The following is a 21,226-nucleotide window of genomic DNA, read 5'->3' as shown; positions in this document are numbered from 1 at the left end:
CAGCCAGGCTAGGCTAGGGCCGACTTACTGTCGCCACCGTGGAGATCCCCGTGAAGCTCTCGATCCTCATGCCGGTCTACAACGAGGAAGAACGCATCGCGGATGCCCTCAAGCAGGCATTGGCGGTCGATTACCCGTGCGAGATCGAGCTGGTCGTGGTCGACGACGGCAGCCGGGACGGCACCGGTGAGATCCTCGGCCGGGCCGACGACGCCCGGCTGCGGGTCATCACCCACCAGCGCAACGCGGGCAAGGGCGCGGCCATCAAGACGGCCGTGGACAGCGCCGAGGGTGAGTACATGGTCATCCTCGACGCCGACCTGGAGTACGACCCGCAGGACATCCCGCGCCTGCTCGACCCGGTGCTCGACGGCCGTGCCACGGTGGTCTACGGCAATCGCACCTTCGGCAGCCACAGTGCCTACAGCTTCTGGTACGTGATGGGCAACAAGGGCGTCACGATGGCCGCCAACGTGCTGTTCAACTCCTACATCGGCGACCTGGAGACCTGCTTCAAGCTGATGCCGGTCGAGCTCTACCGCTCCCTCGACGTCCGGTCCCGCGGCTTCGGCATGGAGGCGGAGGTGACCGGCAAGCTGCTGCGCCGCCGCATCCGCCCGTACGAGGTGCCGATCAGCTACCGGGCGCGCGGTCGCGAGGAGGGCAAGAAGATCACCTGGAAGGACGGCGTCGAGGCGCTCTGGATCCTCGGCCGGGAGCGCACCCGCCGCCGTCGCGCCGGCTCAGCCCCGCGCTGACGCCGTCCGCAGGAAACCGTCGACCGACCGGCGCAGGCCGTCGGCGTCCAGCCCGTGCCAGCGGGTGTGGTCCTCCGCCGTGCCGTAGCGCCGCAGGTCCGACCGGGCCACGCCGAGGCTGAGCAGCCGGTGCGGGCGGTCGGCCAGGGCCTCCGACACCACCCGGGCCGAGGTGCCGGCCAGGTAGGGCTCGACCAGGATCACCTCCGTGCCGGCCAGTTCCCGCAGGCCGGCGGTGTCGAACGGCCGCGGCCGGTGGGTGTAGGCCACCGTCACCGGCAGGTCGGCCACCGCCGCGAGCGCCGCGTCCAGCACCGGCCCGACGGCCACCAGCAGCGCCCCGTCGGGTCCGGCGTCGCGCACCACCCGCAGCGCGCCGTCCCCGCCGTACGGGCGGCTGTTGCGCTGCGTCGACAGCCGCAGGTACGCCGAGTCCTGCCCGCACACCACGTCGCGCAGCAGCCCCGGCACCTCGTCCGGGTGGCCGGGCACGTGCACGGTCCAGCCGTGCAACGTGTCGAGCAGGCTGACGTCCGCCGGGCTGAGGTGCGTCCGGCCCGCCGCCGCCCGGTCGTACGACGCCCCGACGCTGACCAGCACCGCGCCCACCCCCTGGTGGTCGAGGTCCAGTTTGATCTGCTCGTAGGCCCGCTCGACGAGGAACGGGGCGTAGCTGTGCACGATCGGGCGTTGCCCGGTCAGCGCCAGTCCGCCGGCCACCCCCACCATCAACTGCTCCCGGATGCCGACGTTGAGGACCCGGTCCGGGTACCGGCGGGCGGCCGGGGCGAACGCGGCGGCCGAGATGTCCGCCAGCACGATGGTGGTACGCGGATCCGCCAGCAGTTCGGTCGCGCTGGCGACGAAGGTTTCCCGCATGCTCTCACTCCCCGTTCTCGACGACCGCGACGACGACGTGCGGCTGGTGCTTCTGGTGCCCGGTGAGGGCGGCGTGCAGGGCGTCGTGGTCGCGTCCGTCGACGGTGGCGGCGGTCCAGCCGTTGACGGTGAACCGGCTGGCCACCCCGCCCGGCCAGCCGTGGCTGGCGGAGCGGTTGTCCAGCACGATCGCGGTCAGGTTGGCCAGCCCGGTCGCGCCGGCGTACGCGATCGCCTCGTGGTTGGAGCCTTCATCCAGTTCGGCGTCGCCGAGCAGGACGTACACCCGGGGATCGGTGCGACCCTGGGCGCGCAGCCCCAGCGCGGTGCCCACGCCGAGCCCGAGGCCGTGGCCGAGCGAGCCGGAGCCGATCTCCACGCCGGGCACCAGCAGCCGGTCCGGGTGGTCGCCGAGGCGGCTGTCCGGGCCGCCCTGGTCGTCGAGCCAGTCGGCCGGGACGAAGCCCTTCGCGGCGAGCACCGCGTAGTAGCCGGCGACGGCGTGGCCCTTGGAGAGCAGGAAGCGGTCCCGTTCCGGGTCGTCCAGGGTCTGCGGGGTGATCCGCAGGATCCGGTCGTACAGCACCCAGAGCACGTCGACGGTCGAGTACACGTTGGGTCCGAACTCGCGGCCGGCGCGCAGCCGCTCCAGCGGTGCGGCGACCGGACCCGGTACGGGTGGGGCGGTGGCGGTCGTGGTGGTCATGCGGCTAGCCTGCAAGTTGAAGTCAACTTCAACTCAAGGCGACTGATGCACGAATCACTCACCATCGGGCAGCTCTCCACCCGCAGCGGCGTGGCCCCGTCCGCGCTGCGCTACTACGAACGGCTCGGCCTGATCCGCGCCGAACGCACCGGCGGCAACCAGCGCCGGTACCCGCGCACCGAGCTGCGCCGGGTGGCGTTCGTCCGGATCGCCCAGCAGGTCGGCATCTCGCTGGAGGAGATCCGCGAGGCGCTCGACTCGCTGCCCGCCTCCCGTAACCCCACCCCCGACGACTGGGCCGCCCTGTCCCGGGTCTGGCGGGAGCGGCTGGACGAGAAGATCCGGCTGCTCGGCAAGCTCCGCGACGAGCTGGACGGCTGCATCGGCTGCGGCTGCCTGTCGTTGCAGCGCTGCAGCCTCTACAACCCGGGCGACTCGCTCGCCGGTGAGGGGCCCGGCGCCCGGCTGGTGCTGCCGCGACCGGGAAAGGGTGCCGTCACGGCGCCGTGAGCAGCACCTTGCCCACGTGGTCGTTCGACTCGACCAGCCGGTGCGCCTGCGCCGCCTCGGTCATCGGCAGCCGCCGGTCCACGATCGGCCGGATCCTGCCGGCCTCCACCAGCGGCCAGACCTGCTCCCGGACGCCCCGCACGATCTCCGCCTTGTCGTCCAGCGGGCGGGAGCGCAGCGCGGTCGCGGCCACCGAGGCCCGCTTGGCCAGCAGCGCACCCAGGTCCAGCTCGGCCTTGCGGCCGCCCTGCATGCCGATCACCACCAGCCGACCGCCGTCGGCCAGCGCCGCCACGTTCCGGCCCAGGTAGGAGGCGCCCATGATGTCGAGGATGACGTCCGCGCCGCGACCGTCGGTGGCCCGGCGGGCCTCCGCCACGAAGTCCTGCTCCCGGTAGTCGATCGTGTGCGCGGCGCCCAGCTCCCGCAGCCGGTCGTGCTTGGCCGCACGGGCGGTCACCGCCACGGTCGCGCCGAGCGCCACCCCGAGCTGGACGGCGAAGGTGCCGATCCCGCTGCCACCGCCGTGCACCAGCAGCGTCTCGCCCCTGCCGAGCCGGGCCAGCCGCACCACGTTCGACCAGACCGTGCAGGCCACCTCCGGCAGCGCCGCCGCGTCGACCAGGTCCACCCCGGCCGGCACCGGCAGCAGCTGCCCGGCCGGCACGGCCACCCGCTCCGCATACCCGCCGCCGGCCAGCAGCGCGCAGACCTCCTGGCCGACCTCCCACCCGGTCACGCCCGGGCCGACCGCGCCGACCACCCCCGAGCACTCCAAACCGGGGTACGCGGGCGCGCCCGGCGGCGGCGGGTAGTGCCCCTGCCGTTGCAGCAGGTCGGCCCGGTTGACCGCGCTGGCCCGCACGTCGACGACCACCTCACCCGGGCCGGGCTCCGGGTCGGGCACCTCCGCCCAGACGAGTGCCTCGGGTCCGCCGGGTTCCGGGATCGTGATCGCGTGCATGGCCCAGTCTTACCCGATCCGCCCCTCGCCGGACGCCCGGGCCCGGATCTCGTCCACCGTCCGCGCCGAGCGGGACGGTTGTCGGGCCAGCTCCAGCCACTGTGGACGCCGCCGGCCGCCGCGATCGCGCTGAACAGGACGATCGTCGGTGTCTCTCACATCGGGGCATTCTCGCAATAGGGGTGGGAGGCCCGTTCCCGCTTGCGGCGTCCGTGGCAGACTAGGCACCGGCCGTACACCCGAGGGTGACGGTCCGGGAGGGTTCGCCTAGTGGCCGATGGCGCTGGTCTTGAAAACCGGTAGGGCGGCAACGTCCTCGTGGGTTCGAATCCCACACCCTCCGCCCCTCGGAACGACAGAAACTCCCCCTGACCAGCGCAAACGCCGGTCAGGGGGCTGCGGGCATGGCCGCTCGGTCCGATCCAGCATGATTGTCGCCGTGCGCTACTTGATCTCTCACCCCGACGCATTGGCCGAGCTTGGCGACCTGGACGTCGCGCTCTACGACGGCACTCGACCCGTGCCCGCGAAGCTGGACGACGTCGAGTTCTACGCGGTCCCGTACGGGGTCATTGATCCGCGCTTCTGCGAGCCGATCGCCCGGATGCCCCGGCTCAAGGTGGTGCAGACGGTGACCGCCGGTTACGACCATGTCCTGCCGTACCTGCGGCCCGGCCTGACGCTGGCCAACGGCCGGGGCGTGCACGACGCGGCCACCGCCGAGCTGGCCGTGGCGCTCACGCTTGCCGCCCGGCGCCGGCTGCCGGACTTCGTCCGGGCGGGAGGCGAGGGTCGCTGGGCCTCGGGTTGGTCGACCGGGCTGGCTGACGCCCGGGTGCTGATCGTCGGGTACGGCTCGATCGGCGCCGCCATCGAGCGCCGGCTCGCCGGGTTCGAGGTGGACATCAGCCGGGTGGCACGGAACGCCCGCCCCGGCGTACGGCCGGTTTCCGAACTTCCGGAGCTGTTGCCACGAGCGGATGTCGTCATCCTGGCCACGCCGCTGACCCCGGAGACCGAGGGCCTGGTTAACAAGGATTTCCTCGCCAGGATGGCCGACGGCGCCCTGCTGGTGAACGTGTCACGGGGGCGGGTGGTGGACACCGAGGCGCTGCTCGCCGAGCTCGGCGCGGGCCGGCTGCACGCTGCCCTGGACGTCACCGAACCCGAGCCGCTGCCCGCCGACCACCCGCTGTGGTCCGCACCGAACGTCCTGATCAGCCCGCACGTCGGCGGCCTGACCGCCGCGTTGGCGCCCCGGGCCCGCCGGCTGCTGGTCGACCAGGTCCGGCGGTACGCGGCGGGCGAGCCGCTCGCGAATGTGGTTGTCGGGCCGTAACTCCGTGTGCCGCATTTCGTGTCGCAGGGTGGGTGCGATCTGGACACGGCGTGGCTTTCGGTTCGTTCGGGCGCGGCGGCGGGGTAAGAAGGGCGGAGGACATCACGCGCACCGGAAGGACCCCCGATGACCCTGGAACGACCGATCGCCCCGGACCCGTACGAGCTGCTGCCGACCGTCTCGTCGTTCAACCTGACCAGTGACGACGTGCACAACGGCGAGCCGATGGACGCGCGGTACGCGCACGGCAGCGCCGGCGGCGAGAACGTCTCCCCGCACCTGGCCTGGTCGGACTTCCCGGCCGAGACGAAGAGCTTCGTGGTCACCTGCTTCGACCCGGACGCCCCGACCGGCAGCGGCTTCTGGCACTGGGTGCTGGTGAACCTGCCGGCGTCGGTGACCGAGCTGCCCACCGGGGCGAAGGAGGCTGACCTCGGCGGCGCGTTCAGCGTCCGCAACGACTACGGCGACACCGGCTACGGCGGCGCCGCCCCGCCGCCCGGGGACCGCCCGCACCGGTACGTCTTCGCGGTGCACGCGCTGGACGTCGAGCGCCTCGACGTCGGTCCCACCGCCAGCCCCGCCTACGTCGGCTTCAACCTGGCCTTCCACACCCTGGCCCGGGCGGTCATCCGCCCGACGTACCAGATCAAGGAGTGACCCGGGGCCTTCCGATGCCGTGGGTGGCCTCCCCCGATATCGGCGGGAGGCCACCCACGGATTGCCGGATTGCCGGCCCCCGACCAGGTCGGGCCGGCGGCCGGGGTCAGGCCGGGACGCGGGCGACGGCGAAGACGGACTGGCCGAACGGGGGGCGGATCCGCTGCTCGGCGGCCTTGGTCGCCGGCAGCACCAGGGTGTCGTAGACCTTGACCATCGGGCCCTCCTTCGGCATCAGCCGGAAGACCTTGGTGGCCATGAAGTACCCGATCAGGCCGAGCGCGTTGGCGTAGTGCATGGTCTCGACCGTCAGCCCCGCCTCGGTCATGGCCGCCGCCAGGGTCTTCTTCGTGTAGCGGCGCACGTGCCCGGTGGCGATGTCGGCCGGGCTCATCGCGAACTGGAAGGCCGGCACGATGATGATCACCGCACCGCCGGGCCGGACCAGGTCGCGCATGCTGCGCAGCGCGCCGACGTGGTCCTCGATGTGCTCCAGCACGTTGTACGAGACGGCCGCGCTGTAGTCGCCGCGCTCGGGGTGCGGCAGCAGCATCTGCCGTACCTCGATGGTGGGCTCGTCGGCCAGCCGCTCCTTGAGCTGGACCAGTCGGTCCGGGTCGGCCTCGGTGGCGGTGAAGCGGGGGACGTGCTGCGACCACTCGAGCGCGTAGTCGCCGAGGCCGCTGCCGATCTCGATGGGGTTGTCGCCGAGGTGGGGCACGGCCAGCTCGACGAACCAGCTCCGGTGGTTGACCGCCGTCGCGAGGCCCTCCAGGACCTCGGACTGGACGCGCTGATCCCCAGTGATTTCTGCCATGCGTCGATTCCTCACGATATGACTCGACCCGCGCCTGGACCGACAGAGTGAATCATCCGCGTCAGCCGCGGAGGAAACGGGGCACCGTGGTGGCCGAAATGCGGTCGGGTTTGGGCACGTGATCGGGGGTCGGCGAACCCGGCACATAGTACGCAGTCCTCCGAAACATGTCACGTCACCGCCATAAGCCAACTACGCTCCGAATTGTCATGACTACTCCCGATTCGGACCCCGGGGTCGAGCGACCCGGCGTCGGGGGCGCCGAGGGCGGCGACGACCACGGCGTACGTTGGCGGGAGGGCTGGCGGCGGGACGTAGCCGCGATGCTCAGCTTCGTGCTGCTGGCACTCTGGGTGACCCTGCGACTCTGGACGGGCCCCGGCGGTGGGCTGCGGGACAACCGGTCCGACCAGTCGCAGTTCGAGTGGATGATGGCCCACGGCGCCCGGGTCGTGACCGAATTCGCCTACCCGTTCGCCTCGGACCGGATGAACGTGCCCGACGGTGTGAACCTTATGGCCAATACCTCCGTATTGTCCATTTCAATACCAATGACGCCGGTCACGGTTCTCTTCGGGCCGCAGTGGTCCTTTCTGCTCTTTCTCACCCTGGGAATGGCCGCCACCGGGACCGCCTGGTACTTCTTCCTCTCCCGGGTGGTGACCCGGTCCCGGGGCCCGGCGTGGCTGGGCGCCGCGTTCTGCGCGTTCGCCCCGGCGATGGTGTCGCACGCCAACGCCCACCCGAACATCGTGTCGCAGTTCGTCGTCCCGCTGATCGCCTGGCGGACCCTGCGGCTCGCCGAGGCCGGCCGGTGGCTGCGCAACGGCCTCCTGCTCGGCCTGCTGATCGTCTGGCAGGCCTTCCTCAACCTCGAGATCCTGCTGATGACCGCGATCGCGCTGGGCGTGGTGGTGGCCGCGCTCGCCATCGGCCGGCCCGAGCTGCGCCGCGGCACGCGGACCTTCCTGGCCGGGCTCGGGGTCGCCGCCGTCCTGTCCGCCGTGCTGCTGGCGTACCCGCTCTACGTGCAGCTCTTCGGCCCCGGCTCGTACCACGGGCTGTCCCGGCTGATCCGGGGCTACCGCACCGACCTGGCCGCCTTCGTGGCGTACTCGCGCGAGTCGCTGGCCGGTGACGCCCGCTCCGCCAGGCCGCTGGCCAAGAACGCGACCGAGGAGAACGCCTTCTTCGGCTGGCCGCTGGTGGTCCTCACCGTCGCCCTGGTCTGGTGGTTGCGGCGCAGCGCACTGGTGCTCGGCCTGGCGGTGCTCGCCGTGCTCTTCGCGGTGCTCTCGCTCGGCCGGGAGATCCAGCTCAACGGCCGGGACACCGGCGTGCCCGCCCCGTGGGCGCTGCTGGAGGACCTGCCGCTGCTGCACTCCGTGGTGCCCACCCGCTGGTCGCTGGCGGTCACGCCGGTCGTCGGGGTGCTGCTCGCGCTCGGCGCCGAACACGCCCGCCAACTGGCCCGCCGGTATCCGGGCACGCGGACGCAGATCCGGTTCGCCACCGTCACCGTCCTGGTCATGGCCCTGCTGCCGAACGTGCCCACCCCGCTGCCCGTCACCCGGCTCGACCCGACCCCGGCGTTCGTCACGTCCGGCCAGTGGCGCCCGTACGTCGCCGGCGGACGCAGCATCGTCACCCTGCCGCTGCCCGACAACACCTACGCGGACCCGCTGCGCTGGTCGTCCCGGACCCGGCTGGAGATGCCGATCGCCCGCGGCTACTTCCTCGCGCCCGACACCCGGCCGTCGGCGCCCGAGCCGGACGTCGCCCTCTTCACCGCGCCGTTCCGCCGGACCAGCAACTACTTCGGTCACGTCGCCCGGACCGGGGTGATTCCGCCGATCACCCGGCAGGACCGGGCCGCGGCGGTGGACGACCTGCGCTACTGGCGGGCCGGGGCGGTGGTCCTCGGCCCGCACCGCAACGCCGACGCGCTGCGCTGGGCGATGACCGAGCTGACCGGGATCACCCCCAGCTTCACCGGCGGGGTGTGGCTCTGGGACGTCCGGCCGCTGACCGGGTAGGCGTGGTCAGGACGGGCGGACGCAGCAGCCCTGGCAGATCTTGGGCTTCGGCAGGGTGAAGGCCAGGCAGCAGGTCCGGCGCTGCACCGTCGGCTCGCCGGTCGGACCGGGCACCAGTTCCACCAGGTCGGCCAGGTCGAGCGCGTCGAGCAGGGTGGCGATGCTGCGGACCGAGGAGCCGGGAAGGGTGTCCGCCGCGCGCAGGATCCCGTGGGCGATGCCGGAGGCGACCGAGCCGAGCAGCGTACGGGCGCCGACCCGGACCTCCGTCTGGATCGCGGCGATCATCGGGGCGAGGTGGGCGTCGAGCAGCGAGGCGCGGAGCACGCGGAGCAGTTCGGCCTCGTCGGCGACCACCCGCACCTCGGGGTGGCCGGCGAGCGCCAGCGGGTCGTGCGGCAGCACGGCGACCGCGGTCGAGCCGCGCAGGCCCATGGTGAGCAGCTGGTGGTGGTCCTCGAAGTGGATCAGCACGTCGGCCGGGTCGAGCAGCGGCACCCGACGGGCCGAGGCCCAGCCGAGCACCACCGGCAGGGCCGACCAGTAGCTGTAGGACTTCCAGGCCAGCGCGGCGCAGGCGTGCGGGGTGCCACCCCAGCGGCGGGACGCGGCGGCGAGGAACTCGGGGAGGCGGGTGCCGTCGATCAGGCCGGTCGCCGGGCTCCAGCCGGCCTCGTCGACGACCAGCAGGCCCGGTGCGAGCCCGGGCAGGTCGTCGGTGCCGAACATGGCTCGGAGGGTGGCGGTCACCGGGGCGAGCGGCGGGGCGAGCTCGCACCCTGGCATCACCGCTGTCACCTGGTCCGTCCCCTTGTCCGAAGTGCTGTCCGTCCAGCTAAGGCTAGCCTAACCACAGCCTTCCGTATAAGGGAAGCCTCACCAAAGGCGGACCGAGAGGCCCGGGTCACTCCATCGACGGCGCTGGCGACGGACCGGCCCGGGCTCCGCGTACTACCCGGTGCGTGAAGGTGGAAACGCGCGTGGTGTCAAGCCAAATGTCGACAAAGCGCCAGTTCAGGTGCGGCCGGGGTGGTCGAACGTGAAGACTTGTCGTCCCGGCCGTGAGGAAGCTGATGACGACCTCCCCCCTGGAGCGGGCCGCCGAGTCCTTCGCCGCGGAGCTCGCCCGGCACCGGACGGGGCGAGGACTCTCCAAGAAGCAACTCGCCACGCTCATGGGCTTCGACCCGTCCTACGTCAGCCACGTCGAGGGACGCCGGCACCGGCCCACCGAGGACTTCGCCCGCCGCGCCGAGGCCGTCCTCGACGCCAGCGGCGCGATCTGGCAACGCTTCCGGGAGTACGACCAGCTCCGCCAGGCCCGTCCCGTCCCGGCGCACCGCGAGCTGCCACCGCCCGGGCAGTGGCTGCCCCCGGGCAGCGGCCTGGTCGTCGAGCGGGAGACCGCCACCCTCACCCACACCGACGAGGGCTACCACTGCGTGGTGCGCCGCCAGCTGCACAACGTCGGCACCGAACCGGTGACCCGCCACCTCGTCCGGGTCGCCGTCGACCGCTACCCCGACGACCCGGGCCGCTCCAACCGGCACCACCGGGAGCACCCGCTCACCTTCGCCGAGCTGCGGCTGCGGGCGCACCGGGAGGACGGTGGCAGCCGCGAGCCGATGCACTGGCGGGCCAAGCACGACCGGGACGCGTACAAGGAGATCTGGCTGCTCTTCGAGAACGGTGACGGGCCGTTCCCGCTGCACCCGGGTGAACGGGTCGAGGTCGAGTACGCGTACCACGTCGGCCGGGAGAAGTGGGGCCCCTGGTTCCAGCGCGCCGTCCGCCTGCCCACCCGGCACCTGGCCGTCCGGCTGGACCTGCCGGTGGCGCCCGACCCCCGCGTCTGGGGGGTGGAGACCTCCCTCTCCGCCGACGAGGGCCCGCTGCGTACCCCGATCCGCCGGCACGACCGCGGTGACCGCGCGATCTTCGACTGGGCGACCGACGACCCGCCGCTCAACTCCCGCTACCGCCTCCAGTGGCGGTTCCGGGGCGAACCGGCCGACGCGGAACGGGCCACGGCGCCCGGTCGGGCCGGCGACCGGCTGCGCGCCCTCGGCGTGCTGCCCCACGACGCCGACCTGCTGCGCCGGCCCGCCCGACCGTTCGACCTGCCCGGCGACGAGACCGCCGCCCGGGAGGTGGTCGACCGGCTCACCGCGCTGCTGACCCGGGTCGACGAGCTGCACCCGTTCAGCGCCGGCATGGGGCTGGCCGCCCCGCAGGTCGGGGTGGACGCGGCGGCGGCCGTGGTCCGCCCCGCCGACCGGTCCGCCGCGCCGGTGGTGCTGCTCAACCCCCGAGTGGTAGACGCCAGCCCCGACACCGACGAGCAGTACGAGGGCTGCCTCTCCTTCGCCGACCACCGCGGTCTGGTGCCCCGGCCGCTGCGCATCGACGTGGAGCACGCCCGCTGGGACGGCAGCCGGATCATCACCTCGTTCGCGTACGGGATGGCCCGGCTGGTGGCGCACGAGGTCGACCACCTCCAGGGGCGGCTCTACACCGACCGGATGGCGCCGGGCGTGCCGCTGGTGCCGGTCGAGGAATATCGGGAGACCGGCCCCTGACAGCGTCCGGGGGCACGTGCGGGACGCCGTCAGGGGCCGGGCGGGGACCGAGCCGCGTGCCCCAGGGGGCGGGGGCACGCGACCCGGTTTTTCGGGGGAGGAAAGTCGTTACAGGTTGCCGAAGGTGTCGTACCGGATGTTCGGCGGCGGCACCTCGTCCTCGGCGAGCGCCCGCAGGGTGGCCCGGACCATCGGGGCCGAGCCGGAGACGTAGCAGTCGTGCGTCGTCCACGGGCCGTACCGGGTGACCACGTCGGAGATCTCCCCGTGCTCGCCGTCGAAGTCCGGGTCGTCACTGCACGCCGGCGTCACCGACAGCCACGGGTGCGCGGCCACCAGCTCCTCCAGGCCCGCCAGGCCGTACAGGTCGTCGGCGTGCCGGGCGCCGTAGAACACGTGCACCCAGCGGGTCCGGTTCCAATTGGTCAGCTCCTCCACCAGCGCCTTCACCGGGGCCAGGCCGACCCCGCCGGCCACGCAGAGGATGTCCCGGGTCGACTCGCGGTCCAGCGTCATCGAGCCCATGGGCGCGGCCAGCCGGAGCAGCTCGCCCGGTCTGGTCCGCCGGACCAGCGCGCCGGAGAGCCAGCCCGCCCCGGCCGGCGTACGGATGTGGAACTCCAGCAGGTTGTCGACGTTCGGGGCGTTCGCCACCGAGTACGTCCGCCACACCCGCGGGAGGTGCCGGGGCGCCTCGATGCTGACGTACTGCCCGGCCTTCCAGCGCAGCGGATGCTGGAGGGCGCGGACGGTCAGCACCGCCGTGTCCGGCCCGTGCCGCTCGTGGGTCAGCACCTCGCCGTGCCAGAACGGCGGATCGTCGTCCGCCGCCGCGCCGGCCTGCATCTTCTCGCTGATCGCCGCGTACGCGTCCCGCCAGGCCTGGTCGTACTCCAGGTTCCAGCCGTCGCCGGCGGTGCTGCGCAGCGCGTCCAGCAGCGCGACGCCCATCGTCTCGTAGTGCGCGGCGGTCGCGTGGTACTTGCGATGGTCGCGGCCGAGTGAGCGCAGGTACTCGTCGAAGCTCTCCGGGTCGTCCACCACCTGGGTCGCGGTGACGATGGCGTCCACCAGCCGGTCACGCTGGGCAGCCATCTGCACCGGGAAGAGCTTGCGGAGGTCCGGGTCGAGGAGGAACAGCCGGGCGTAGAAGTGACCAATCAGCCGGTCCCGGTCCTCCTCGACCAGGATCCAGCTCTCCTTCAGTAGCCGTGCGAAGTTGTCCACGGGACGCGCTCCTCCTCCTGACGGCGGATCGGGCCCGCATAGAATGTCCACGCAGTGTGCGCACCGGTCGCACAGAATGTGCGATCGCCCGACTCGGCCGGGACGCCGGTGCCGCCGGCCCCCGCCGTCGGGCACAGTGGTGCGGTGACCGTTGAGGAGCTCACCCGCCCGGTGTCGCGCCGGGTCCTCGGCACCGAGACCGTGCTGGTCCTCGGCCTGTCCCTCGGCAAGTCGGCCGTCTACGCGCTGGTGTCGATCGCCGCCGCGCTGAGCGCCGCCGGGCCGCTCTCCGCACAGACCGCCGCCCTGAACCGGTCCGCCTCGCCCCGGCCCTGGCTGGACCTGACGTACCAACTGCTCGGCATCGCCTTCGCGCTGCTGCCGGTGCTGCTCGCCGTACACCTGCTGGCGCGGGACCCCGGCGACCCGGCGCGGACGCTCGGGGTTGACCTGTCGCGGCCCGGGTCCGACCTGGCCCGGGGTGCCGGCCTCGCGGCGCTGATCGGCCTGCCCGGCCTGGCGCTGTTCTGGGCGGCCGCGCAGCTCGGGATCAACGCCACCCTGGTCCCCGCCGGCCTGCCCGACCTGTGGTGGGCGGTGCCGGTGCTGATCCTCGCCGCCGTCCAGAACGCCGTGCTGGAGGAGGTGATCGTGGTCGGCTACCTGGTCACCCGGCTGCGCCAGCTTCAGTGGCGATTCGCGGCGATCATCGGGGCGAGCGCGCTGCTGCGCGGCTCCTACCACCTCTACCAGGGCTTCGGCGCGTTCGTCGGGAACGCGGTGATGGGCGTCGTGTTCAGTCTCTTCTACCTGCGCACCCGGCGGGTGATGCCGCTGATCGTGGCGCACACCCTGCTCGACGTGGTCGCCTTCGTCGGCTACGCGTCGCTGCCCAGGGAGTGGTTCAGCTGGCTCTGACCGGCCGGTAGGCGGCCACCGCGCGCGCCGCCAGCCGCTCGGCGGCGGCCGCGTCACCCGCCGCGGCGGCGAGCACCGCCGCCCCCGGCAGCAGCCGGGACGCCAGCCGCAGCACCGCCCAACCGCCCGCCTGCACGGCCAACGGCGCCGCCAACCGCCAGGCGGCCTCCGCCGCGCGCGGCCACGGCCGGTCCCCCGGCCCGTCCGCCGCCCGCGCCGCCGCCAGCGCGGTACGCGCGCTCGCCGCGTCGGGGTGCACCTGGGTCAGCACCAGCAGCTCCACCGCCCGCTCCGCGTCCAGCGGGTCCCGGCCGTACGCCGCCGCCACGTGCAGCACCAGGCCGGCCTGACTCCAGAGCACCGCCGCCAGTTCTGCCACCGGCGCGAACAGCCCGGCCACCGCCGCCGCCGCGCCACCGGCCCCGGCCACCCGCACGAACCGCCGGCTGGCCAGCCGGGCCAGCCCGTCCGGCCCGGCGTCCGGGTACGTCGCCCGCAGCCGCTGCGCCCAGTCGTGGGCGCGCGGCCCGATCCCCGCCACGGCGGCCAGGGCGAGCAGTTCCGGTGCGAAGCCGGGATGCTCCAGCAGCCGGCTCCGGATCTCCGCCAGGTCCAGTTCCCGGGTACGCACCGGAGCCGCCGGCTGCTGCTCGGTCCTGATCGCGAGGTCAGGTGCCGGCCGGGCCCTGCCCGGTCCGGGTGCGGTGTCGCCGGTGTCGGCGGTCGGCGTGGGGGCGTCCGGCGTGGTTTTGATCTGCTCGACCGTCGTCGGGGCTGGCCCGGGCGTCGCCTTCTTCGGTGTCCCCTTCTTCGGTGGGGTCGCCTTCTTGGGCGTGGCCGTCTTTCTCGGCGCGGCGGTGCGGCTCTCGCCCGAGGTGGTCGTCCGGCTTCGGGGCCGCGTGGCGGCGCGGCTCTGTTCGGGGACGGTCGTCTGGCTGTCGTTCTCCGCGGCCATCGAGCTCTCGCCCGGTGTGCCCGTGCGGGAGGTGGTTTCCCTGCGAGGGGTGGCCTTCCTCGGGGTCTTCCGCCTCGTCGGTGAGGCAGGGGTCTTCGGCTGTGCGTCGTCGGGCTCTGCCGCCGAGACTGGGGGCGTCGTGCCGGAACTCACCGGACCGGTCGGCTCGGCCGCGCCCGGGGTGACCGGGGCAACAGTCGTCTGTCGCCCCGGGGGTGCCTGTCGGGCTGTCGAGGTGCTCCGCTTCCGGGCGCGGTCCGCCGCTGGTGTGACGGCGGTCACCTGCGGGGCGATCTCCTGCTCACCTGCCCCGTCGGCCGCCGTGCCGCCGCTGGGGCTCGCACCGGCTCCCTCTCGACCGGCAGGTACGTCGGCCGGGTCGGTCCCGCCGGGCTCGATCGGGGTGCCGGCGCTACCCGATGCCTTCCTGGCGGGCCGTGGCTGGCGGGGCAGCGGCTGATCGGGAGTGGGTGGCCGGAACAGGACCGCGGGCGCGGCCTTCGCTGGGCGGCGCTTCCCCGGCGCGGCGTCCGTACCCTCGTCCTGGCCCGGCCCGGCCGCCTTCGGTGGGACCGGGGGTGGGGTGAAGGTGGCCTTCGGAGAGCGCCGGCGGGCCCCCTCGGCGGGCTCGCGGCGGGGCGGATCGCTCGGCGTCTGCTCCTGCATGTCGATGGAGCGTAGTCGCGAATGTGACGGCGCACACGATGAAAACACCTCGCTGCGGTAGTCGCTTTGCCCCCGGTGGGGGCGGACCTGTATCCTCGGGCGCGGTGGTCTGCAGGGGCCACCAGGGAGACTTCGCCTAGTCTGGTCTATGGCGCCGCACTGCTAATGCGGTTGGGGTTTTAAAGCCCCTCCCGGGTTCGAATCCCGGAGTCTCCGCGCGGAAGCCGGGTGTGTAGACTGGCCAGGCACCGAGCGCCCGTAGCTCAACGGATAGAGCATCTGACTACGGATCAGAAGGTTAGGGGTTCGAGTCCCTTCGGGCGCACAGCAGGTCAAAGGTCGGTTTCCCATCACGGGAGACCGGCCTTTGATCTTTCTGACCCCCACGGCTGACCCCTACGCCTACGCGTCGAAGAGGAAGCCGAGCCGGTCGACCGCGTCCTGCTGCACCCGGCGCGTCGCCTCCACGTAGATCGACTTGGTGACGGTGGGGGAGCTGTGCCCGAGCACGTCCTGAATCCGTTCGAGCGGCACGCCCTGGTCGTAAAGCAGCGTCGCTCACGAATGGCGCAGGTCATGCACCCACCGTCGGCGTCCAGGGGCAACAAGATCTTTTCGGCCACTACTCACCCCGTCCGGCGGACCGTTCCACTCGCGCGAGGACTCCCGGAGCCGAAAACATCTTGCCGCTGATCCCTGGACCCCGCCGCCGTCTCGGCTGGTCTCGGCATCTATCGGGTGAGGGGGAGGAATGGCGAGTCACACCTCATCACAGCGAACAGCTCGACCTTGCTCCGGGGCATGCTGCCGCTCCCTCAGACAAGCTCCTCGTGAAGGAATCGCGCTCAGCGCTTCGTCTCGTACCTGGTCAGGATCACGCCGCCGGGAAACGTCCGCGTCTCCACCAGGTTCAGGTTCACCCAGCCGTCCAGCGCACTGAAGAACGGTGTGCCGCCGCCCACGAGGACCGGATGGGTGACGATCTCGTACTCGTCGATCAGCCCGGCCCGCATGACCGCCCCGGCGAGCGTTGCGCCACCGATCCTCATCGGCCCGCCGTCCTCGGCCTTGAGCCGGGTGATCTCGGCGATCGCGTCGCCGGTGACCAGGCGAGTGTTCCAGTCGACCTTGTCGATCGTTGAGGAGAACACCACCTTCGGCGTGTCCCGCCAGTTCCGCGCGAACTCGATCTGCGCCGGGGTGGCGCCCGGCTGCTGGTCGCCGGTCGGCCAGTAGGCGCTCATGGTCTCCCATAGTTGGCGCCCATACAGAAACAGGCTGATCACCCGCTCCTGATCGAGCCACCACTGGAACAGCTCATCGCTCGGCCGGCTCCAGCCGAGGTCGTCGCCGGGCGCGGAAATGTAGCCGTCCAGGGTCAGGTTCATGCCGTAGATCAGTTTCCGCATAGCGCCATGCCTTCCGTCAGTCGGTCTCGGAAGACTAGACCAGTCGAGCGGAGGAAACTGATCGGTGCGCACTCTGTTCATACGGACCGGCTCCTGACCCCCGCTCAAGACTTCCAAGCCGCTCGTCCCGTACACCTTGATTCGTGCCATTAGCGTGCCATTAGGGCGGGTAAACCACGGTCACTCGCGGGCATTGGTCGAGGCACTTACCCGCGGCGAAGATGCCTTCATGATGGCTTCGCTCGATTTCCCAAGCTGCCAGTCTCTGACCCCAGCCTGACCCCAGCACGACGCCCACAGCCGCCACCGGATGAACGCCGGCCACGAGCCAGCGGGCAGGCGAGGCGGGTAGCAGCGGATGCGGAACGCTCCTACGGATCAGAAGGTTAGGATTTCGAGGCCCTTCGGGCGCATAGAGCAGGAAGAAGCCCTCGACCAGCCGAAACGGCAGGGTTGAGGGCCTTTTCGTGTCCGCCAGAATCAGGCTTCGACCGGACGTGGGAGCCACGCTGGGAGCCACCGGCTGCCTCACTGCCCGAACAGCGCACGGGACATGGCCGCGGCAGCAGAGCGGCGATCGCCTTCCATCAGGTGCATAGACGTCCTTGACGATCGCGATCGACGTATGCCCGAGGACTTCCGACACCAGATGCAACGGGGTGCCCTGGGCAAGCATGAGCGACGCACCAAAATGGCGAAGTTCGTGCGGATGCAGTGCCCGAGCCCGGCCCGCTTGCACAGCGGGCGAAAACCGGTGGGAGAAGTTGCCCGGGTCGAGCGGCGTACCGACCTCGCTGGGGAAGGCGAGGCCGTGATCCTGCCACGCCTCACCGGCAGCCAACCGTTCCTCCGCCTGCCGAGCCCGATGCCGACGCAGCAGTTCCACCAGCTGGGGCGTGAGGTACAGCGTTCGCCGGGAGCGTCGCGTCTTGAGAAGGCGAGCCGGTAGCCGGCGATCCTGCCACCGTGGCCAGCGCGTACTGAAGGGGTGCAGCGACGCCGACGGGTTTCACCTAGGCCACAGCACGGCGGCACCTAGGCCGTCCCGGAAGGGCATGCGGGATTGCTCGTATGGCTTCCGACGCCGGAAAGGCGTCCTACGCTCTGGACAGTTGGGGGCACGTGCCCCTGCTGACCTGGCGCACGTTCGGGCAGCGCCTTCACCGAACTTGCCCCTCGCGAGGCAGGAGCCGGGGCATGCCATTTGTCCGCGGTAGGAGGGCGGAGACCACCCGCTCGACCTCAAAGGAGTTCAAAGCAGAAGGGAAGCCTGCGTGGCCGTCAAGACGGAAGCGCGAACGGGCGCCGCAGAAGTGCGCCCATTCAATATCAAGGTCCCCGAGGCGGACCTTGAAGATCTGCGCGCGCGGATCAGGGCCACGCGCTGGCCCGAAAAGGAGACCGTCGACGATGAATCGCAGGGCGTGCCGCTCGCGCTCATGCAGGACCTCGCTCGCTACTGGGCGAACGACTACGACTGGCGCAAGTGCGAGGCGCGGCTGAAGGCCCTCCCCAACTTCGTCACCGAGATCGACGGTCTGGAAATCCACTTCATCCACGTTCGCTCGAAGCACGAGGACGCGCTCCCGATCGTCGTCTGCCACGGCTGGCCCGGGTCGATCATCGAGCAACTGAAGCTCATCGGCCCGCTCACGGATCCGACGGCGCACGGCGCGAGCGCGTCGGATGCCTTCCACGTCGTGATCCCGTCGATGCCCGGATACGGGTTCTCCGGCCAGCCGAACACGACCGGCTGGGATCCCGTGCACATCGGGAAGGCCTACGTCGAGCTCATGAAGCGGCTCGGGTACACACGGTTCGTCGCGCAGGGCGGCGACTGGGGCGCGATCGTCGTCGACGCGATGGCCGGCGGCCGCGCCGACCCGGCGGCCGCCGAGCCGGCGCCACCGGAGCTGATCGGCATCCACACCAACATGCCCGGCGCGGTTCCGCCGAAGCTCTTCCTCGCGGCCTTTGCCGGCAGCCCGGCGCCGGACGGTCTCTCCGACGAGGAGCGGAACACGTACGAGCAGCTGCTCGGGTTCTTTGGGACGCACGTGGCGTACGGGTTGATCATGGGGACGCGCCCGCAGACGCTCTACGGACTGGCGGACTCACCCATCGATCTCGCCGCGTTCATGCTCGACCACGGCGACGGGGCCGGTCAGCCCGGCATCGTTCAGCAGGTCCTCGAGGGACGTCTGCAGAAGCCGAGCGACCTCACGCGCGACGACATCCTGGACAACATCACGCTCTTCTGGCTGACCAACAGCGGGGTGTCCTCGGCGCGGCTGTACTGGGAGAGCAAGCTCCCCTTCTTCGCTGTGAAGGGCGTGACGGTCCCGGTCGGCGTGAGCATCTTCCCCGACGAGATCTACCGGGTTCCGCGCAGCTGGGCGGAGCGGGCGTACCCCAACCTCGTTTACTACAACCAGCACGACAGGGGCGGGCACTTCGCAGCCTGGGAGCAACCGCAGCTGCTCTCGGAAGACGTCCGCGTGACGTTCCGATCGCTGCGCTAGCTAATGATCGAAGAGGACGGATGAGCGACGTACGGCCATACGACCCTTTCGCAATGTCCGGGCTCAGGCGGTCTGGCTTGGGAGCCACGCGTGGGAGCCACCGGGGCGAACGGAGCCGGACGAGTCCGGACCGATCCAGTCGCCAGAGCGCGGCGACCAGGGCGACGCGGACGTTGCCGATCGACTGGAGGGGCGTCTCTTCGTGCGCCCACGGGCGCGCGACCGCCGCTGACGCTTGTTGATAGTCACGGAGAGTCGCCAGAGGCTGCCTCTGGCGATGGTTGACCCAACACGGGCGGCCGGCTCGGCCTTGGGGCGAATCCCCGCCGAGGCGGCCGCCGGAAGGAAGCCCGCCGACGGCAAAGACCACGCAGCTACGGGTGTTTGCCGAGGTGGGAGCGCGTTACGCCAACGGCCCTTATCGGCGGTGTCCGGCAAGCCACAATTGTCGTATCAGCCGGTCCACAGATGACCGGAGCCGGCGCTCGGGTCCCCGGCCGGGGGGCTCGTCGAGGGTCATGAATCGCACCCGGCATCCGTCACGGGAGGTCGACATGAGCACCCTGCAGGAAGATCAAAACGGCGCAACGGACGTCGTCAAGGAGCCGAATACGCTCATGAAACTCGAGGTCGTCGTCATCCCTGTGGCTGACGTCGATCGCGCCCTGCGCTTCTACCAGGGCTTGGGGTGGCGGCTCGATGCGGACTACGAGGCCGGCCCGAAGTTCAGGATCGTGCAACTGACGCCGCCGGGGTCAGCATGCTCGATCCACCTCGGCCGCGGGCTCACCCCCGCGGCGCCTGGCACTGCCCAGGGCACCTACCTCGTGGTCTCCGACATCGATCAAGCCCGCGTCGACCTGATCAGCAGGGGCGTGGAGGTGAGCGAGGTCTACCACAACGTCTACGACACCGGCGACCAAGAACGGGTGGACGGCCCCGCCCCAGACCGTCGCAGCTACGCCTCATTCGCCTCGTTCAGCGACCCGGACGGCAACGGGTGGCTGCTGCAGGAGGTCAAGGAGCGGCAACCCGGACGGTGACGAGTCCGCACGACCGGGGAGGTGTCGACCGATGGACGCTGAAGATCTTGCCCAGCTCTCTGACCCAGCCTGACCCCAGCACGACGCCAACCGCCGTCACCGGATGGGCGCAGATCATCGAGGGAGATCGACCCTGAGGGGGTTTTCGTGCCATTTGGTGGCATGCCCATCCCCGGGAATCAGGCTCGCGCCGCCAGCCGGCCGGCCGCCGACAACCGCCGGATCACGGCTCGGTGCGGAACAGCGTGACTGGTATGACCGCCCACGCCGGTGGTGGTGACGGCGGTGAAGAGCGAGTTGAGTAGCGCTTCCTCCACCGCGTCCATGACGGCGGCGAAGACGGGGTTGATCTTTCCGTCGGGGATCGGTGACTGGTCCGGTTGTGCGGTGCTGAACGCGATCGCGTAGTCGCCGCTGGCGTTGCTGTAGGACGCCCCGACCCGGCCCATCGCGAAGACCGCCCGTCGGGCGAGCCGCCCGAGCTGTCGCGCGTCCAGGGGTACGTCGGTGGCCACCACGATCATGCACGAGTTGCCGGGTGGTTCGATTCGGTCGGCGTCCGGGATCAGCTCGTCGGCCGGCAGCGGGACGCCGAGGGCGGTCAGCACTCCGCCGAAGTTTGACTGGACGAGGGCGCCGACCGTCACCGCACGGTCGGCCACCCGCACCGTCCTGGACGACGTGCCGATGCCGGCCTTGAAGCCCAGGGCCGTGGTGCCGGTGCCGGCTCCGACGCAGCCCTCCGCCGGCGATTCGTCGGACGCCTGGGCGATGGCGGCCAGCACGTGTTCCCTGGTGATCGGGCGGCGGCGGATGTCCGAAAGGTGGCCGTCGTTGGTTTCGCCTACCAGCGGGTTGAACGACAGGCCGTCCGGCCGGCGGTCCATCAGGTAACCCAGCAGCCCGTCCGCGGCCCGGAAGACGGACAGCGTGGCGGTCAGGACGATCGGTGACTCCAGTACGCCGAGTTCGTCCACCTGGGTTGAGCCGACGAGTTTCCCGTGGCCGTTGCCGGAGTACAGGGCGGCCGGCAGAGTCCACCGCCCGGGGCTGAGTTGGCTCGGTACGACGGCGGTGACACCGGTGTGCAGGTCGGCGCCGTCGTCGATGGTGGTGTGCCCGACCAGGATCCCGGGGACGTCGGTGATCGCGTTGTGCCGCCCGGTGGGCAGCGGCCCAACGACGATCCCGAGGTCGCGGGCGCGGCGGCTGACCTGGTTCATGATGCTCCTGTCGTC

General features: G+C 71.4%; 20 protein-coding genes and 3 tRNA genes. 12 read left to right on the top strand and 11 right to left on the bottom strand.

The genetic code is table 11. The annotated features are described in order from the left end of the window. Nucleotides 1-50: 50 nt before the first annotated feature. On the top strand, nucleotides 51-758 hold the full coding sequence (locus M2302_RS17990; protein ID WP_280839114.1) for a glycosyltransferase family 2 protein: 708 nt from the start codon (nucleotides 51-53) through the stop codon (nucleotides 756-758). On the opposite strand, the gene M2302_RS17985 is transcribed toward M2302_RS17990, so the two are convergent. After that, nucleotides 744-1,637 carry a transketolase gene (locus M2302_RS17985; protein WP_280839025.1) on the bottom strand — a complete coding sequence of 298 codons (894 nt, stop codon included), beginning with the start codon at nucleotides 1,635-1,637 and terminating at the stop codon, nucleotides 744-746. The two genes, M2302_RS17990 and M2302_RS17985, sit on opposite strands and share 15 nt — an antisense overlap. A 4-nt stretch (nucleotides 1,638-1,641) precedes the next feature. Next, nucleotides 1,642-2,343: a transketolase gene (locus M2302_RS17980; protein WP_280839024.1), complete on the bottom strand. Its 702-nt coding sequence runs from the start codon at nucleotides 2,341-2,343 to the stop codon at nucleotides 1,642-1,644. Between the two features lie 45 nt (nucleotides 2,344-2,388). On the opposite strand from M2302_RS17980, the gene soxR reads away from it, so the two are divergent. Then, complete coding sequence (gene soxR / locus M2302_RS17975; RefSeq protein WP_280839023.1) at nucleotides 2,389-2,853, top strand: redox-sensitive transcriptional activator SoxR; 465 nt, start codon at nucleotides 2,389-2,391, stop codon at nucleotides 2,851-2,853. Here soxR and M2302_RS17970 read toward each other — a convergent pair. Further along, nucleotides 2,840-3,817: an NAD(P)H-quinone oxidoreductase gene (locus tag M2302_RS17970; protein WP_280839022.1), complete on the bottom strand. Its 978-nt coding sequence runs from the start codon at nucleotides 3,815-3,817 to the stop codon at nucleotides 2,840-2,842. The two genes, soxR and M2302_RS17970, sit on opposite strands and share 14 nt — an antisense overlap. Nucleotides 3,818-4,073: 256 nt before the next feature. Here M2302_RS17970 and M2302_RS17965 point away from each other — a divergent pair. The 3 genes from M2302_RS17965 to M2302_RS17955 all read left to right on the top strand — a co-directional run bounded on the left by M2302_RS17965 (nucleotide 4,074) and on the right by M2302_RS17955 (nucleotide 5,816). Then, nucleotides 4,074-4,160, top strand: a tRNA-Ser gene (locus M2302_RS17965). A gap of 96 nt (nucleotides 4,161-4,256) precedes the next feature. Next, nucleotides 4,257-5,156 (top strand): 2-hydroxyacid dehydrogenase, encoded by a 900-nt coding sequence (locus M2302_RS17960; RefSeq protein ID WP_280839021.1) that lies wholly within the window; start codon nucleotides 4,257-4,259, stop codon nucleotides 5,154-5,156. A gap of 126 nt (nucleotides 5,157-5,282) precedes the next feature. After that, a complete protein-coding gene (locus M2302_RS17955) occupies nucleotides 5,283-5,816 on the top strand; it encodes a YbhB/YbcL family Raf kinase inhibitor-like protein (RefSeq protein ID WP_280839020.1) in 534 nt (177 codons plus the stop codon). A 106-nt stretch (nucleotides 5,817-5,922) separates the two neighbouring features. On the opposite strand, the gene M2302_RS17950 is transcribed toward M2302_RS17955, so the two are convergent. Next, complete coding sequence (locus tag M2302_RS17950) at nucleotides 5,923-6,633, bottom strand: class I SAM-dependent methyltransferase (protein ID WP_280839019.1); 711 nt, start codon at nucleotides 6,631-6,633, stop codon at nucleotides 5,923-5,925. Nucleotides 6,634-6,956: 323 nt separating this feature from the next. Here M2302_RS17950 and M2302_RS17945 point away from each other — a divergent pair, with 323 nt between their 5' ends. After that, nucleotides 6,957-8,669 carry a hypothetical protein gene (locus tag M2302_RS17945; RefSeq protein WP_280839113.1) on the top strand — a complete coding sequence of 571 codons (1,713 nt, stop codon included), beginning with the start codon at nucleotides 6,957-6,959 and terminating at the stop codon, nucleotides 8,667-8,669. Nucleotides 8,670-8,675: 6 nt separating this feature from the next. Here the strand turns inward: M2302_RS17945 and M2302_RS17940 are convergent, their stop codons facing one another. Then, nucleotides 8,676-9,455, bottom strand: coding sequence for a ferric iron reductase (locus M2302_RS17940; protein ID WP_280839018.1), 780 nt, complete (start codon nucleotides 9,453-9,455; stop codon nucleotides 8,676-8,678). Nucleotides 9,456-9,742: 287 nt separating this feature from the next. Here M2302_RS17940 and M2302_RS17935 point away from each other — a divergent pair, with 287 nt between their 5' ends. Continuing rightward, complete coding sequence (locus M2302_RS17935) at nucleotides 9,743-11,248, top strand: peptide deformylase (RefSeq protein ID WP_280839017.1); 1,506 nt, start codon at nucleotides 9,743-9,745, stop codon at nucleotides 11,246-11,248. A gap of 108 nt (nucleotides 11,249-11,356) precedes the next feature. On the opposite strand, the gene M2302_RS17930 is transcribed toward M2302_RS17935, so the two are convergent. Then, the gene (locus M2302_RS17930; protein ID WP_280839016.1) at nucleotides 11,357-12,475 is read right to left on the bottom strand and encodes a globin domain-containing protein; all 1,119 of its coding nucleotides are present in this window, start codon (nucleotides 12,473-12,475) and stop codon (nucleotides 11,357-11,359) included. A gap of 144 nt (nucleotides 12,476-12,619) precedes the next feature. On the opposite strand from M2302_RS17930, the gene M2302_RS17925 reads away from it, so the two are divergent. Continuing rightward, nucleotides 12,620-13,393 (top strand): CPBP family intramembrane metalloprotease, encoded by a 774-nt coding sequence (locus M2302_RS17925; protein ID WP_280839015.1) that lies wholly within the window; start codon nucleotides 12,620-12,622, stop codon nucleotides 13,391-13,393. Here M2302_RS17925 and M2302_RS17920 read toward each other — a convergent pair. Beyond that, nucleotides 13,380-14,348, bottom strand: a complete 969-nt coding sequence (locus tag M2302_RS17920; RefSeq protein ID WP_280839014.1) for a hypothetical protein — start codon at nucleotides 14,346-14,348, stop codon at nucleotides 13,380-13,382. The two genes, M2302_RS17925 and M2302_RS17920, sit on opposite strands and share 14 nt — an antisense overlap. 791 nt (nucleotides 14,349-15,139) lie before the next feature. Here M2302_RS17920 and M2302_RS17915 point away from each other — a divergent pair. Continuing rightward, nucleotides 15,140-15,230: transfer RNA gene (locus tag M2302_RS17915), tRNA-Ser, on the top strand. A 36-nt stretch (nucleotides 15,231-15,266) separates the two neighbouring features. Then, nucleotides 15,267-15,339 (top strand) — tRNA-Arg (locus M2302_RS17910). Between the two features lie 77 nt (nucleotides 15,340-15,416). On the opposite strand, the gene M2302_RS17905 is transcribed toward M2302_RS17910, so the two are convergent. From M2302_RS17905 to M2302_RS17895, 3 genes are all read right to left on the bottom strand, one after another. Then, nucleotides 15,417-15,548 carry a hypothetical protein gene (locus tag M2302_RS17905; protein ID WP_280839013.1) on the bottom strand — a complete coding sequence of 44 codons (132 nt, stop codon included), beginning with the start codon at nucleotides 15,546-15,548 and terminating at the stop codon, nucleotides 15,417-15,419. Between the two features lie 311 nt (nucleotides 15,549-15,859). After that, nucleotides 15,860-16,504, bottom strand: a complete 645-nt coding sequence (locus M2302_RS17900) for a dihydrofolate reductase family protein (RefSeq protein ID WP_280839012.1) — start codon at nucleotides 16,502-16,504, stop codon at nucleotides 15,860-15,862. A gap of 79 nt (nucleotides 16,505-16,583) precedes the next feature. Then, entirely contained in the window at nucleotides 16,584-17,417 is an 834-nt protein-coding gene (locus M2302_RS17895; RefSeq protein WP_280839112.1) for a tyrosine-type recombinase/integrase, read from the bottom strand. A 280-nt stretch (nucleotides 17,418-17,697) separates the two neighbouring features. Here M2302_RS17895 and M2302_RS17890 point away from each other — a divergent pair, with 280 nt between their 5' ends. Together M2302_RS17890 and M2302_RS17885 are read left to right on the top strand one after the other, a co-directional pair. Continuing rightward, a complete protein-coding gene (locus M2302_RS17890) occupies nucleotides 17,698-18,945 on the top strand; it encodes an epoxide hydrolase (RefSeq protein WP_280839011.1) in 1,248 nt (415 codons plus the stop codon). A 554-nt stretch (nucleotides 18,946-19,499) separates the two neighbouring features. Then, complete coding sequence (locus M2302_RS17885; protein ID WP_280839010.1) at nucleotides 19,500-19,988, top strand: VOC family protein; 489 nt, start codon at nucleotides 19,500-19,502, stop codon at nucleotides 19,986-19,988. 179 nt (nucleotides 19,989-20,167) lie between these two features. On the opposite strand, the gene M2302_RS17880 is transcribed toward M2302_RS17885, so the two are convergent. After that, on the bottom strand, nucleotides 20,168-21,211 hold the full coding sequence (locus M2302_RS17880; protein ID WP_280839009.1) for a P1 family peptidase: 1,044 nt from the start codon (nucleotides 21,209-21,211) through the stop codon (nucleotides 20,168-20,170). Nucleotides 21,212-21,226 lie beyond the last annotated feature (15 nt).

Source organism: Micromonospora sp. A200 (assembly GCF_029893845.1).
GTDB lineage: Bacteria > Actinomycetota > Actinomycetes > Mycobacteriales > Micromonosporaceae > Micromonospora > Micromonospora purpureochromogenes.
Note: the sequence above shows the minus strand (reverse complement) of the source record. Positions and strands in the feature narration are given on the sequence as shown.